We start from the raw sequence: 12,994 nt of genomic DNA, 5'->3' as shown, positions 1-12,994 counted from the left end.
CAGGGGACCAGTTCACTGCAACACTATCAAAAAAGAGCGCGGACAACACCACGCTCTTAAAATACTTTCTTCTTATATATATACATCGATAAAAGCCACGAACCTGCATATAAAATGAAAACAGCACCCGCCATCATAAAATAGATCTGATTTCCCTCCAAAGCAAGGAGCCATCCAATAAACGCTCGAATCTGATCAATCCAATTTTTAACGAAAAAATTAACCGCCACTAAAAAGATGCCCGACAACACAAGTGATACCATCAATAGCTGGTTGCTTGTAAATTTATAAGAGAGCGGAAAAATAACTGAAATGACACTTAGGACAATACCAAACATTAGTACAAACACTTTCCAATCAACAATCATACCATTGATAAAGTAATTTCCTATAAAGATAGCGATCGCAACCACTGCTGTAAAAATGAACGCACTGATATATTTTGAAGTAACGATCTCTTTTCTTGTATATGGAAGTGAGTTAAATAGAATATGAATTGGCGACTTCTCATCTGTTGAAAAAGAGTTTAATGATATAACGATACTAAAAACAATTCCAATCCATAAAATTGATGTATTAAATGCTAAGTATGCACACAAAACCGGCAACAGCAGGATAGAACTTTTCTGCAAGATAAGATCCTTCCGAACTAAACTAAACATGCTGCTCCGCTCCTTTCTTTGTGTAATACATAATGTCTTCTAATGTAGGCTTCTCCATAATCACCATATCCCCAAAGACCTCTTCTGCTCTTCCCTTATTGGCTGTTAAAGCTTCAAAACCGTAATTCGATTTGCGAACTGCCAAAAATTCCTGCTCTATTTCTCTATCTAAAAGCTCCAATCCGCCTTTAACAATTGCATACTCTTCTTCAATTTCAATCAGATCTTTTGTGAAGATATGCTCGCCGTTATGAATAAAGGTAATATAATCAGCAATCATGTCTAAATCTGTTGTGATATGTGTAGAAAAGAAGATCGTTTTATCACCGTCTTGCATCAGCTGATGAAGGATCTCCAGGAGTTCTCGTCTAAAAATTGGATCTAATCCGGATGTTGGCTCATCCATAATGATTAGCTCGGCATGATGTGATAAAGCCATCGTGAGGGATGCTTTCATCATCATTCCTTTCGAAAAGGTTTTAATTTTTTTCTTCAGCGGCAAATCAAATAGTTCTACATAATGGTTGAAAAGATGATCATCCCAGTTCTCATATGCATGTTTCACAATATCTTTCATTTGATTTAGTGACAAATGATCATATAAAATGTTTTCGTCATAAACAAATCCAATTCGCTGCTTAATCTCTTTTTCATGCTCTTTATAATTCAAGCCAAAAACAGAAACCGTCCCGCTGTCTGGCTGCAGCAAATTCATAATCATTTTAATGGTTGTTGATTTCCCAACTCCATTTCCTCCAATAAATCCTGTGACAAACCCCTTTTTTACAGCTATCGAAAAATTCTTAATGTCAAACCCTTTAAATGATTTATGAACATTTTTAAGTTCTATAATGTTTTCCATTATTCTTCCTCCCTGTAAAGAATCGTCAGTAGTTCTTTTAATTCTGTAAGGCTGATGCCAATGTCTTTGCTATTTCGAATGGCAGTAAGCAGCTGCTCCTCAATCCCCTTCATCTTTGCTTCTTTCACCATCTCACTATTCTGCTCTGACACAAAAGAGCCTTTTCCGACTATTGAATAAATGAACCCGGTCTTCTCCAGCTCCTCATATGCGCGCTTTGTTGTAATAAGACTTACATTTAAGTCCTTTGCTAACTGCCGCATAGAAGGAAGCGACTGTCCTGCTTCTAATTCATTCGAAAGGATACTCGTTTTCAGCTGTTCATAAATTTGCTCATATATGGGCTGCTTTGAGCTATTTGAAATGATAATTTGCATAACGACCTCTTTTATTGTATATATTGTTTATATATACATTATATACAATATATACAATTAATCAACCCTTCTTTTTAAAAAGTTGGCTGTTCTTTTCTGAGCGATAGTTTTTTTGGTAGATGTGTTTCTTGAATAAGACAGTGAAATAAGCGGAGATTTTACCCTTATTTACGGAATCGGGCTATTTCGAGGCGAAATAAGCGGAGATTTTCCGGTTATGTTGAAAAAAAACGCCCATTTGCATGGTTTTCGGTCAGTTAGACGGAATTTCTCCGTCTATTTAAGCTCATTTTAAGTGGTTTTACGATATAAGCGGAATTCTTCCGTTTATTATGCGCATCATTTGTGATTCTTCCGTTTTCGGAAAGTATCTATACTATAACTATTGGTCGAAACGATAGAGTGCGAGACTCTGCTTATGCTCAGCACCCGCCCAGCCGGAAAGCGAGTACATGACTGTGGGAGTTTTGTATATTTAAGTAATAACAAGAAGACTCCACGTACAAAAAAAGCACAAGATGATATACCTCATCCTGTGCCGTCCTTCTATTATTGCTCTGGCCCAAACGAATTAAAACTCCTCCATCGTCAGCTCACTATTCACACCAGCCGCTGCGCGTACTCCTTCACTTGCTGCAATAATCAGCTGTGAAGGTCCTGAGAACGATGTATCCCCTGCAGCAAATACGCCATTTATGTTTGTTTTTCCTAAAGTGTCCACAATGATTCCGTCATTTTCATTTAACGCACAGCCCAACGAAGCTCCAAACTGATTCCCTTGATAAAGTTCAGTTGTCACAAACCCGCCTGTCCTTGAAATTTCATGGCCGTCTTCAAAGATGATCTTTTCAAGCTTGCCATCCGTACCGTGTAAGCGGGCTATTTTTTCTTCCCTCACGAGAATTCCTTTACGCTCAAATACTAATTTATCTTCATCTGAGATCGTTTTGTTCCCATTCGTACAAATAATTAAATCTTTGCTCCACTGATAAATCATTTTTGCCATATGGACAGCATGTGCATTTTCTGAAATTAGCACAAGTGGCTGATCCCTTTGTTCCCAGCCATCGCAATATGGACAGCTGAATAAACTTTTTCCATAGAACGCCCTAACACCTTCAATATTGGGGAGTCTCTCTTTTAATCCTGTTGCAAAAATAAGTTTTTTACTTGTGATGATCTGTCCATCTGCAGTCTTCACATTGATTAGTCCATTCTCTTCCTTATATACTTCAATGATTGTTTCCTTCTTAATTTTTACTGAAGGATATTTACGAATATCATTATGCGCTGCTTCTCTGAATTCCTTAGGTGTTACACCATCTCTTGTTATAAAGCCATGCGACTCGTGTGTCACCTTGTTTCTGGCATCGTTATTGTCAAACAGTACAGTTTGTCTTCTTGCTCTTCCTAAAACCAATGCTGCATTTAATCCCGCGGGACCACCGCCAATAATGATACACTCTAACATACTTACGCCACCTCATTCGTTAATTTTTTAAGCTGATATCAAATGCTGTTTTTGACCACTCTTTAAAAGATATTAAAGATACTTATAGTCTATAATTAGAAGAAAAAAATTTAGTTTGCTGCTGTGTGAATATGCGTGATCATATCGGCATTTACTTTCTCAGCTACCCCTGCAATGGTATTCAGCGTTAAATGCTCTTCCATTTTTTGCTCCGCTTCATTCATGACGTTTTCAATCATGCAATTTCGGCGATCATGGATGTTATTTTCTAAGCCGCATTGAAAAAAGGATGCTTTGCCTTCAATTGCTTGAATCACATCTAAAAAAGTAATTTCTTTCGGATCCTTAATTAGCTTATATCCGCCGTTTACACCTGTTACAGATTCTACAAAACCGGCCTTGACCAGGTTTGTCAGCACCTTTGATAGATACGTAGGCGATACTTTCTGGACTTCAGCCAGCGACTTTACTCCAATTGTTTTCCCAGATGGTATAACAGCTAAAAAAACCATTGAGTGTAATGCGTAATTAGTTGCTTTTGAAAATTTCAACAAACTCACCTTCTAATTATAGACTTACGGTATCTATAATATCCTATTTAAAATTGACCGTCAATCATACGAATTCAATCCTCACTATTCATCCAGCTTAATTACATAGGACGTAACATTCTTAAGCACATTTTTCCCCGCACTGATAAAATCAATGACATGGCAAAAAGAATAGGAATCTCCATTTGCTAATGTAAGTTGACCATGTGCTGCCGCGTGTTTACCATGTGTAATTACTGATAATAATTCCAGCTGTGATATCATCATATTGCTTTGTAAATATGCTCCGGCCTTTTCTTTGCCTTGAAGGTTTACTTTATTTACAATCTTCCAGCAAAGAGCTTCATCACAATACTCTAAAATAAAGGATGAATCCTTACGAGCAGCTGCCACTATGATCTCTTGGATCAGTTTCTTTTTCGGTGAGTTCCCGCAGTCTGTAGGCAAAGTAAAACGAATTTCCTCATTCTGTCCAAGATGCTTGCTCATGTCATCCGTCCTTTTTCTTTAGTATTGCTAATCTCTTTTCTAATTGTATAATTTTCTTCTCGTATCTCCCTTTTAGGTGTAAGAAGGACAGATTGGAAGGATTTAAATAAAGCTTGGATCTCTGAATGCTGATTAATTAACTCAAGACTTTGTACGTATTCTTTCTCATCATTATATCTCGTTATTTCTACCCACTTTGTGGGATCATCATTACTCTGTAAGTACTGTGTATGGAATAATAGATATCTGCCATATATTCTGCTGGCCTTTTCTTGGATATCTAAAAACTCCTCCTGTTTATCGTCTTGAATATAATATTCATACACCTTCACAAACATCTCTTTACTCCTCACAGTCATTGCGTTTTTCTTATGTTTATAAGATCCTCACCGGAAAAGGTGAGTTTATATATGTCAGGCATGTCGAGCCTCTTCCAAAAATCAAAACTATAATCCTTATGATAATAATTCATGATCAGCGCCATCAGATTTCCATGTGTGCCAACAGCCACTTTCTGGCCTGGATGCCGTTTAAGCAGCTCCTTTGTAACGGTAATGCCTCTATGCTGAGCAAGCCGATTGGATTCCCCGCCTTCCCAGGAAAAATCCTCATCACTCCAAACCTTCGCAATAGCTGCCTGAAAGTCTTCTAAAGGGTGGGCAGATAAGGTTCTTTCCTTAAAGTTTTCTTCTATAAGTATTTCTTTGCCTATGTATTCTGCAATTCCTTCCACTGTCTGCAAAGCCCGTCTATAGGGACTTGAGTAAACATAATCAATTCTTTCCCCTTTTAAAACTTCTGTTACTCGAACCGCATCTGCATAACCACGCACAGATAGCGGCCTTCTTAGCTCATCAGGTGTATAGTCAGAATGAGCATGTCTGACTAAATATAATTGAGTCGTCGTTTCCATCTGCTTCCTCTCTTAAACTAGTTTATATCTCCTAAGTAAACAGGCTGTTGTTTGCCTGCAGAATAGTTCATGATGAACTGCCGCATGGTCTGCGGGTATAATTGATGCTCCAATAACTCTGATATATTCAGCCATTCTACACCAATCTGGCCATCGTCAGGATTGATTCCATTTCCTATTTCTTTACTGTCCTCTGAAATCCTGCATAAAAACATATATTCTGTCTGCTGAATCTCGTGATCAAAATGGGCATGTTCATGATTTTTCCCAATATATTCACGGATAAAAAGCAACTCTCCAATTTCTACACTTGCATTGATTTCTTCAATACATTCTCTTTTTAACGCCTGATGAAGGTTTTCTCCAAATTCCTGGCCGCCGCCTGGAAGTATATAATACCCTCCTGCCTCATCGCGTTTTTTAATTGCCAGTAAGCGGTTATCTTGGATGATTATCGCTTTTGCTGAGTTTCTAATGCCCATTTGATCATCTCCTATTATCAAATATTATATTCTGTCTATTTAAAACAAAAAGAGAGTGACATCATGCTAAAGTACTTAATATTTCGATTGCCAATTCATCCAGATCCTCATCTTTTTCACTTTCCGTAGGTCTTTTTGCTATACATAATAAATCATCTTTAAAATCTGCTCTCAGATCATCTGGCATTTCTTTAACCAAGTACTCCAAACACCAGTATTTCCAAGGTTCATCATTGATTGTTAAAACAATTTTAATAAGATGGATAATATCCTTTGGGTATGTTAACAGCAGCTGCGCAACCTCACGCGCAATCGGCCAATTGATGTCTTGCATCCATTCCATGAGAGAAGGCAGCAAGGGGAGCAACTCATTTCTATCCAGATTATTTAATTTAGTTACTCTTTCAAAGTCGTGCTTGTGTCTTGGCAAGTAATCATCCAGCCGCTGAACCATTTCATTTTCAGTGTCTCTTTCTGATAAGACCCGATAATTAGATGCTACATATTGAACGATATATCTATCTCCAAGTTCTTCAATCAACTGCATTGTTAATAAGACGCCACTTTCGTTAAACACTTCCTCCAATTGCACACCATTAGGAAGGAATTGTTCAGTTTCCCAATCAATCCACTCTCCATATTTCAAGCTCCATGAAGATAATTCATCTTTTAAAGCATCCGAAATAGGCAATTCCTCAAGATCTAAATTACAGCCGCATCTGCTGCACCAAATCGGATCTGCTCCACTATCGCCTTCAACCTTAATTTCCTTAGTACTTCCCGTTTTGCATAAGCAGTTCATTGAAAACCTCCATTCCCATCTTAAGTTCTTTGCTTCTTTTGTATCTGAATATTACGATATTAACACATAATTCTTCCTCTAATTTCTAATTAGGCAAAAAAACAGCCTAACTAATTTAATAGTGAGGCTGTCTTAGCATTCTATTACATTTGATGTTCAACTTTTACACGTTTAACAAATAGTGAGATGACGAATCCGATGATCGCCATAATGATGGCAAAGATGAACGCATCCTGAACTCCTGCAGTAAATGCAAGAAGCTGATTGACAGGGTTAGCTGGATCTTCTACAGATGTCATAAATGACTCTTGACCTGAAGACATAATAGAGATGGCGATGGCCGTTCCTATCGCACCAGCAACTTGCTGCAATGTATTCATAATGGCTGTTCCATCAGGATAAAGCTCACGCGGCAGCTGATTTAAGCCGTTTGTTTGAGCTGGCATCATTATCATAGAGATTCCCACCATTGTAACAATGTGAAGACCAATAATAAATCCAGAACTTGTTTCCATTGTAATCGTTGAGAATCCAAACATGGCTCCTGCTAAAATCACAATCCCAATTTTCACTAGCCATTTTGGACCGAACTTATCAAATAAACCACCCATGACTGGAGACAGGATTCCATTGATGATTCCTCCTGGAAGAAGAAGCAACCCTGCTGCAAACGTCGTTAAAGCAAGTGATGTCTGTAAGTATAGCGGTAAAAGGATCATTGTTGATAACATGACCATCATACAAACAAGAATTAACAGCAATCCAATTGTAAACATTGGATATTTAAAAGCTCGCAGATCAAGCATTGGCTTTTCCATCTTCGTTTGTCTGATCGAAAATAGAACTAAAGAAATTACTCCAACAAAAATGGCAATGATCACCGTTGGACTTCCCCAGCCGCCGCCTTCACCAGCACTGCTGAATCCATACACGATTCCTCCAAACCCAAGTGTTGATAGTAAAATAGAAAGAATATCAATTCTCGGTTTTGTAGGAACTGCAACATTCTGCATAAAGAATAAGCCAAAAATAAGAGCACCAATCAATAACGGAAGTGAGAACCAGAAAATCCAATGCCAAGTTAAGTTATTGATAATAATACCTGAAATCGTTGGGCCAACGGCTGGAGCAAACATAATGACCAGACCAATAACACCCATAATACGGCCACGTCTATGCGGCGGTATAATTAAAAGCATTGTATTAAACATCAGCGGCAGCAATAAAGCTGTCCCGATTGCCTGCACGACACGGGCAACCATTAAAATAGCAAAAGTCGGTGCGATTGCTGCGATAAACGTCCCAATAATTGAAGCAATTAGTGACGTGATAAATAGCTGTCTTGTTGTAAACCACTGCATAATTAACCCTGAAACTGGTACAAGTACACCTAAAGTCAATAAGTAGCCAGTTGTTAGCCACTGTGCAGTCGTTTCATGAATACCAAAATCCCCAATTAAATTTGTTAAGGCCATATTTAACGCAGTTTCACTAAACAAGCCAATAAAACCTGCTACAACAAATGAGATGATGATCGGCACAACACGCAAATCACCAATATTGATTTCTCCCGTTTTCACTTGCTGTGTATTACCCATATCCATTCTGTTTCCCCCTATATGTCATTCTTGATTCATTTTTAACAGCAACGACAGCTGCTTTGCGATCCTCCGGATAGGATTCCCATTTTGATACGTGATCGACAAAATGCATGCCCCTTCTATCATTGCGGCTATGGTGATTCCTATCTCTTCTGCACTTTCTCTTTTAAATCCATACTGCATTAGGATCCCGGCATATAGAGTCTGAAAATCTTTGAAAACCATTTCACATGAATAACGAAGCCTCTCATGTGTAAACGCTGTTTCCGATGCAATTAATCCGATTGATAATCCATCGATACACTCTCTTGCATCAAAAATAGCGGCTACATTATCGAGATAATATTCGAATGCCTCTGCTGCTGAACTTTTTCCAGATAAGTCCTTCTCAGCTCCCTCCAACACAAGCTTTCTCATCATAGAAATGGCTTCAATGGCAATTTCTTCTTTGCCATTTGGAAAATGATAATAAATGGAGCCTTTTGGCGCACCACTTTCCTCTATAATCTGATTAAGCCCTGTTCCGTTATAGCCTTGACGCTGAAATAAACGAGTAGCAGTTTGCAAGATGATATCCTTTGTATTCTGTTTGCCCTTCATCCTTCATTCACCCCAAAAATATAGCAACCGGTCTAGAGTATGTTAACTAATTATTTTTATAGAGTCAATTTGAATGCTCGCTTATTTATAAAATCTTTACAATGGTCATTTTCTTTAAACACAATATTAAATGAATGTAAGCAGTAAGTTGAAATGTTCATTCGTTTGTGGACATACAGAGGATTACAGCTGGTAAAAAAGGAAAGGGCAGAACCATCTAAAAACATTTTGGCTCTAACCCTCTATCATACGATCTAGTGTTTCTTGTATTTCTTTTTCATAAGGAATGTCCTTTGAGCTTAAATTTTGTTCATGTAAGTAAAAGATCAATATATTTTGCTTTTCATAGGTGCGGAATGAAACTAAATTCATGGCAGCGGTCTGATCATCAAAATCGTTCAGTCCTTTTTTCAATGCTTCTTCTGATTTAAACTCAAAAATATAGAGTTTTTTAGCATTTAGCTTATAGACAGCTGGTTTCACATGATTTAACTTATAGCCAAAAACATCCCCTTTTGTACTGTCTGCTTCTTCTAAATTAATTCCATTTTCAATGAAGGCCGAAACGATTTCTTCTTCAGTCAAAAGCGAGCTATCATTGGTCTTTTGCGCCTGACAAGAGATTAAGAGCATGACCAAGCATATTATGATTAATTTTTTCATAGATCACCTTTATTAGAATGATTGTGAATCTGTCCTTATATCCCGCTTTAATAGAGAGTATATGTATAAGTCATCAAATTTCCCGTTTGTATATTCATAGTTTCTCAACAGCCCCTCTTTTATAAAGCCTATTTTTTCTACCACTTTTTGCGAAGGCTGATTTGCTGGTTCAATTAGTGCTTCAATTCGATTGATGTTCATATGGTCAAAGCCGTAACTGACGACTGCTTTGATTGCTTCTGCTGCTATTCCCTTGCCCCAATAGGCTTTACTTAGTTCGAAACCAATTTCTGTTCGAAAATGCTTTGCAACTCCGTTATGAAAACCGCAGCTTCCTATAATAACATCTTCTTCCTTTAGGGTAATGCCCCACCTCATACCGGTCTGATGATCTTGTATGGATTGATACCAAGCGATCTCACCTAACGCATCGTCTACAGATGTAAAAGGTAATAATCCGTAATATTTCATAACATCCTCATCAGAAAGATAAACTAAAATACTGTTCGCGTCCTCTGCTGTTATTTTCCTTAATCTTAATCTTGGTGTTTCTATTATTGGGAAATACTCTGCACTGATTTTCACTGTAGAATCTCCTTTTTCAATGTATGATTTACCTTTATAGTTTAACACCATAAACTTAGCATTAGTTTATTAATTTAAGACAATTTTTAATAGTGAAAATATAAATATTCACTTATAATAATAAATAGATTTTCACCAAGTTTTTGCTGCAAAATAAAACATTTTGAAGGAGCTAAAACATGCAGATCTCTAACAAAGTTACTGTGGAAACAAATGTTCATGCACCAATTGAAAAAGTTTGGAAGTGTTGGACAGAACCAGACCATATTAAAAACTGGAATAGTGCCTCTGTTGATTGGCACACTCCATTCGCTGAAAACGACCTTCGAGCTGGAGGAAGCTTTGTTTCCAGAATGGAAGCAAAGGATGGAAGCGCTGGCTTCGACATGGGCGGAGTGTATGATGAAGTTGTATTACACGAACGAATCGCCTATACAATGGGTGATGGCAGAACGGTTCAAATACACTTTAAAGAAAACGGAAACGAAACCAAGATCGTTGAAACCTTTGATGCCGAGAGCACTCATCCAGTTGAATTTCAGCAGCAAGGATGGCAGGCCATTTTAGATAACTTTAAAAACTATGCTGAAAACAGCAACTAATTCTTCTATAGGAAAAGACTCAATCACCAGATTGAGCCTTTTATTTTTAATCCAATATTAAAGCATACTAGCCAATCACTTGTTCGTAGAGTTCTTCCCACTGCTGCTCAAGCTTCTCCTTCTCTGCAAACAATTGCTGCAAAATTTCTAAATCCTGAACTTCTGCCAGCCTTTCTTCTACCCCAGAAATCTTCTTCTCTACTTCTTCTAACACCTCTTCCAGATTATTGACCTTTATATTCTTCTGTTTAGTTGATTTTTGCCTGGGTGGAACAGTTTTCTCTCTCTCTATCGCTACCTGCTGAATGCGGCTTCTTTTCTCAATCATTTTTTGCTTAGCCCATTGGTAATTCCCGTCAAATCCATGAACTTCCTGTGATTCAATCCAATATACCTTATCAAACAGTTTATTTAAGAAGTAACGGTCATGTGAAACGGCTAGAATTGTTCCTTTATATTTCTCCAAAGAGTCTTCCAGCACTTCTCGTGATTCAATATCAAGATGGTTTGTTGGTTCATCCAAAACAAGGACATTCGTATCCTGGTACATCAGCTGAGCTAACCGAAGTCTCATTCGCTCTCCCCCGCTCAACTGGGAAACCTTGCGGAAAACCATATGACCATAAAATAAAAATCCTGCTAATATCTGTCTCGCTTCACCTTCTGTCACTCTTACCTCGTTGCGGAATATATCCATAACGGTTTCATCTGCAATGTCAGAAAAAATATGCTGTGACAGATAACCAAATTTCACACTGCTGCCAATTACCACTTCTCCTGCATCTGCTTCCATTTGGCCAAGAATCATCTTAATCAAAGTAGATTTCCCTGTTCCATTTTCGCCAATAATAGCCGTTCGATCCTGATATGAGATCTGTAAATTGACATGATTAAAAAGCAATTGCCCTCCAAATGTTTTTGATACCTCTCTCAGACTGATTACATCCTTCCCGCTGCGATCAGAAGAGTCCATATCAAGGTTCATTTTCTTGCGATTTAACACTGGCCGGTTCAATTTTTCCATTCTTTCCAATGCTCTTTCCATATTCCTCGCCCGCTTGTGGAGACCTTCATTTGGGGGATTTGCCCGGTTTGCCCACTCTCTGAGCCGTTTAATCGCTTCTTTCATCTTCTTTATTTTCTTTTGCTGTTCTTCATAAGCACGAAACTCCTGCAGCAGCCGATCTTCCTTCTTCACCATATAATCAGTAAAGTTTGTTGGATAAGACTGAATCTCTCCATCTTCTAAATCTAAAATTTTATTAACGACTTCATCTAGAAAATATCGGTCATGAGAGACCACCACAATCGTTCCATTGTAGTCCTTCAGAAAATGCCCCAGCCATTCAACTGCCATTAAATCCAAATGATTAGTCGGTTCATCTAAAATTAAAAAGTCCGGCTTTTGAAGCAGCATCAGAGCTAAACCAACCTTTGTTTTTTCTCCTCCGCTCAAGGAAGCGAATGGCTTCTCCTGCAGATGTAAAATCTGAAGGCCATGGATGATTTTATCAATGCTCGCTTCTATTTCGTATCCGCCTGCTAACATGAACTCATCCTGCAGCTGGCCGTAATCGAGGATAAGTTTTTCCAGCCTATCACTGTTTGCAGGATTACTCATATGATTCTCCAGCTCTTTCATTTTTTCTTCTGTTTGTAAAAGAGTTGAAAAGGCCGTCTTTAATACTTCCTTCGTTGTTAATTCCTTTGGAAAATCTGGGATTTGTGCCAAGTATCCAATTTGAGATCCCTTTCTCCAATGTATCTGCCCATGATCTGGGGTTTCTTCACCAGATAATAATTTTAATAATGTCGTCTTTCCGCTACCATTTCTGCCAACTAATCCGACCCGTTCCTGCTCTTGAATTTCAAATGATATATGTTCAAAAATGACGCTTCCGCCATACATTTTGCTAACTCCATTTACACTGCATGCAATCATCTTATTTCCTCCTTAAATAACAAAAAACCATGGGGACAGAAAACACCCATGGATCTCATACAAATTTTAAAACAAAAAAAAGAGGAGCATGAAACGCCCCTCTTTTGCCAGTTATAAATAGTGGGTTAGAGATGTTTTCACTGTTTTAGCTTGCTATTAAGTTGTTAAAATTGGACAGACGTGTCCCGTTAACAACTTCAACAGCAAATTTAGCACGGTTAAAATACAAAAACTCATTCCAAAAACCGCACACTAAAACAGCTTGATTCAACATCCTTCCCCACCTCCGTTCAAAATAGAATTATTACTATTATAATAAATCCTATACATTTTTTCAAACTTTTCTCTAAATTAACAATCGACAAAATGCGGGGAATTTCGGGGCGTTTCGA

17 protein-coding genes are annotated in these 12,994 nt (G+C 37.9%); 1 reads left to right on the top strand and 16 read right to left on the bottom strand.

The features are described from left to right. Window positions 1–56: 56 nt before the first annotated feature. The 14 genes from J1899_RS01330 to J1899_RS01265 all read right to left on the bottom strand — a co-directional run bounded on the left by J1899_RS01330 (window position 57) and on the right by J1899_RS01265 (window position 10,058). Complete coding sequence (locus tag J1899_RS01330) at window positions 57–662, bottom strand: ABC-2 transporter permease (protein ID WP_066450999.1); 606 nt, start codon at window positions 660–662, stop codon at window positions 57–59. Then, complete coding sequence (locus J1899_RS01325; protein WP_066451000.1) at window positions 655–1,524, bottom strand: ABC transporter ATP-binding protein; 870 nt, start codon at window positions 1,522–1,524, stop codon at window positions 655–657. Before J1899_RS01325 ends, J1899_RS01330 begins: the two co-directional genes overlap by 8 nt. Further along, entirely contained in the window at window positions 1,524–1,901 is a 378-nt protein-coding gene (locus J1899_RS01320; protein ID WP_214477001.1) for a GntR family transcriptional regulator, read from the bottom strand. Before J1899_RS01320 ends, J1899_RS01325 begins: the two co-directional genes overlap by 1 nt. A gap of 571 nt (window positions 1,902–2,472) precedes the next feature. Next, complete coding sequence (locus J1899_RS01315; protein ID WP_214476999.1) at window positions 2,473–3,372, bottom strand: NAD(P)/FAD-dependent oxidoreductase; 900 nt, start codon at window positions 3,370–3,372, stop codon at window positions 2,473–2,475. Between the two features lie 110 nt (window positions 3,373–3,482). Beyond that, window positions 3,483–3,923 carry an Rrf2 family transcriptional regulator gene (locus J1899_RS01310; RefSeq protein WP_214476997.1) on the bottom strand — a complete coding sequence of 147 codons (441 nt, stop codon included), beginning with the start codon at window positions 3,921–3,923 and terminating at the stop codon, window positions 3,483–3,485. Between the two features lie 84 nt (window positions 3,924–4,007). Further along, window positions 4,008–4,412 (bottom strand): hypothetical protein, encoded by a 405-nt coding sequence (locus tag J1899_RS01305; protein WP_214476995.1) that lies wholly within the window; start codon window positions 4,410–4,412, stop codon window positions 4,008–4,010. Then, entirely contained in the window at window positions 4,409–4,750 is a 342-nt protein-coding gene (locus tag J1899_RS01300; protein WP_214476993.1) for a hypothetical protein, read from the bottom strand. Before J1899_RS01300 ends, J1899_RS01305 begins: the two co-directional genes overlap by 4 nt. 17 nt (window positions 4,751–4,767) lie before the next feature. Next, on the bottom strand, window positions 4,768–5,325 hold the full coding sequence (locus J1899_RS01295) for a histidine phosphatase family protein (protein ID WP_214476991.1): 558 nt from the start codon (window positions 5,323–5,325) through the stop codon (window positions 4,768–4,770). A 17-nt stretch (window positions 5,326–5,342) separates the two neighbouring features. Continuing rightward, window positions 5,343–5,807: an NUDIX domain-containing protein gene (locus tag J1899_RS01290; protein WP_214476989.1), complete on the bottom strand. Its 465-nt coding sequence runs from the start codon at window positions 5,805–5,807 to the stop codon at window positions 5,343–5,345. Between the two features lie 61 nt (window positions 5,808–5,868). Beyond that, a complete protein-coding gene (locus tag J1899_RS22525) occupies window positions 5,869–6,609 on the bottom strand; it encodes a DUF5071 domain-containing protein (protein WP_246586550.1) in 741 nt (246 codons plus the stop codon). 143 nt (window positions 6,610–6,752) lie between these two features. Further along, window positions 6,753–8,207, bottom strand: coding sequence for a DHA2 family efflux MFS transporter permease subunit (locus tag J1899_RS01280; protein ID WP_066451821.1), 1,455 nt, complete (start codon window positions 8,205–8,207; stop codon window positions 6,753–6,755). A 24-nt stretch (window positions 8,208–8,231) separates the two neighbouring features. Further along, on the bottom strand, window positions 8,232–8,810 hold the full coding sequence (locus J1899_RS01275; RefSeq protein WP_214476987.1) for a TetR/AcrR family transcriptional regulator: 579 nt from the start codon (window positions 8,808–8,810) through the stop codon (window positions 8,232–8,234). A gap of 234 nt (window positions 8,811–9,044) precedes the next feature. Further along, a complete protein-coding gene (locus J1899_RS01270; RefSeq protein WP_214476985.1) occupies window positions 9,045–9,473 on the bottom strand; it encodes a hypothetical protein in 429 nt (142 codons plus the stop codon). Window positions 9,474–9,485: 12 nt separating this feature from the next. Then, complete coding sequence (locus tag J1899_RS01265; RefSeq protein WP_246586549.1) at window positions 9,486–10,058, bottom strand: GNAT family N-acetyltransferase; 573 nt, start codon at window positions 10,056–10,058, stop codon at window positions 9,486–9,488. 179 nt (window positions 10,059–10,237) lie between these two features. On the opposite strand from J1899_RS01265, the gene J1899_RS01260 reads away from it, so the two are divergent. Further along, a complete protein-coding gene (locus tag J1899_RS01260) occupies window positions 10,238–10,660 on the top strand; it encodes an SRPBCC family protein (protein WP_214476981.1) in 423 nt (140 codons plus the stop codon). Window positions 10,661–10,727: 67 nt separating this feature from the next. Here the strand turns inward: J1899_RS01260 and abc-f are convergent, their stop codons facing one another. After that, complete coding sequence (gene abc-f / locus J1899_RS01255; protein WP_214476979.1) at window positions 10,728–12,602, bottom strand: ribosomal protection-like ABC-F family protein; 1,875 nt, start codon at window positions 12,600–12,602, stop codon at window positions 10,728–10,730. Between the two features lie 145 nt (window positions 12,603–12,747). Continuing rightward, window positions 12,748–12,876 carry an RAxF-45 family protein gene (locus J1899_RS22690; RefSeq protein WP_257298990.1) on the bottom strand — a complete coding sequence of 43 codons (129 nt, stop codon included), beginning with the start codon at window positions 12,874–12,876 and terminating at the stop codon, window positions 12,748–12,750. Window positions 12,877–12,994 lie beyond the last annotated feature (118 nt).

This window comes from Cytobacillus gottheilii, assembly GCF_018582665.1.
Lineage (GTDB): Bacteria > Bacillota > Bacilli > Bacillales > Cytobacillaceae > Cytobacillus > Cytobacillus gottheilii.
This window is presented reverse-complemented; position numbering and strand designations above follow the sequence as displayed.

Coding starts and splice junctions, on each gene's coding strand:
- J1899_RS22690 (WP_257298990.1), bottom strand. CDS start 12,876: ATGTTGAATCAAGCTGTTTTAGTGTGCGGTTTTTGGAATGAGTTTTTG.
- J1899_RS01315 (WP_214476999.1), bottom strand. CDS start 3,372: ATGTTAGAGTGTATCATTATTGGCGGTGGTCCCGCGGGATTAAATGCA.
- J1899_RS01295 (WP_214476991.1), bottom strand. CDS start 5,325: ATGGAAACGACGACTCAATTATATTTAGTCAGACATGCTCATTCTGAC.
- J1899_RS01305 (WP_214476995.1), bottom strand. CDS start 4,412: ATGAGCAAGCATCTTGGACAGAATGAGGAAATTCGTTTTACTTTGCCT.
- J1899_RS01300 (WP_214476993.1), bottom strand. CDS start 4,750: ATGTTTGTGAAGGTGTATGAATATTATATTCAAGACGATAAACAGGAG.
- J1899_RS01275 (WP_214476987.1), bottom strand. CDS start 8,810: ATGAAGGGCAAACAGAATACAAAGGATATCATCTTGCAAACTGCTACT.
- J1899_RS01280 (WP_066451821.1), bottom strand. CDS start 8,207: ATGGGTAATACACAGCAAGTGAAAACGGGAGAAATCAATATTGGTGAT.
- J1899_RS22525 (WP_246586550.1), bottom strand. CDS start 6,609: ATGAACTGCTTATGCAAAACGGGAAGTACTAAGGAAATTAAGGTTGAA.
- J1899_RS01290 (WP_214476989.1), bottom strand. CDS start 5,807: ATGGGCATTAGAAACTCAGCAAAAGCGATAATCATCCAAGATAACCGC.
- J1899_RS01325 (WP_066451000.1), bottom strand. CDS start 1,524: ATGGAAAACATTATAGAACTTAAAAATGTTCATAAATCATTTAAAGGG.
- J1899_RS01330 (WP_066450999.1), bottom strand. CDS start 662: ATGTTTAGTTTAGTTCGGAAGGATCTTATCTTGCAGAAAAGTTCTATC.
- J1899_RS01270 (WP_214476985.1), bottom strand. CDS start 9,473: ATGAAAAAATTAATCATAATATGCTTGGTCATGCTCTTAATCTCTTGT.
- J1899_RS01320 (WP_214477001.1), bottom strand. CDS start 1,901: ATGCAAATTATCATTTCAAATAGCTCAAAGCAGCCCATATATGAGCAA.
- abc-f (WP_214476979.1), bottom strand. CDS start 12,602: ATGATTGCATGCAGTGTAAATGGAGTTAGCAAAATGTATGGCGGAAGC.
- J1899_RS01260 (WP_214476981.1), top strand. CDS start 10,238: ATGCAGATCTCTAACAAAGTTACTGTGGAAACAAATGTTCATGCACCA.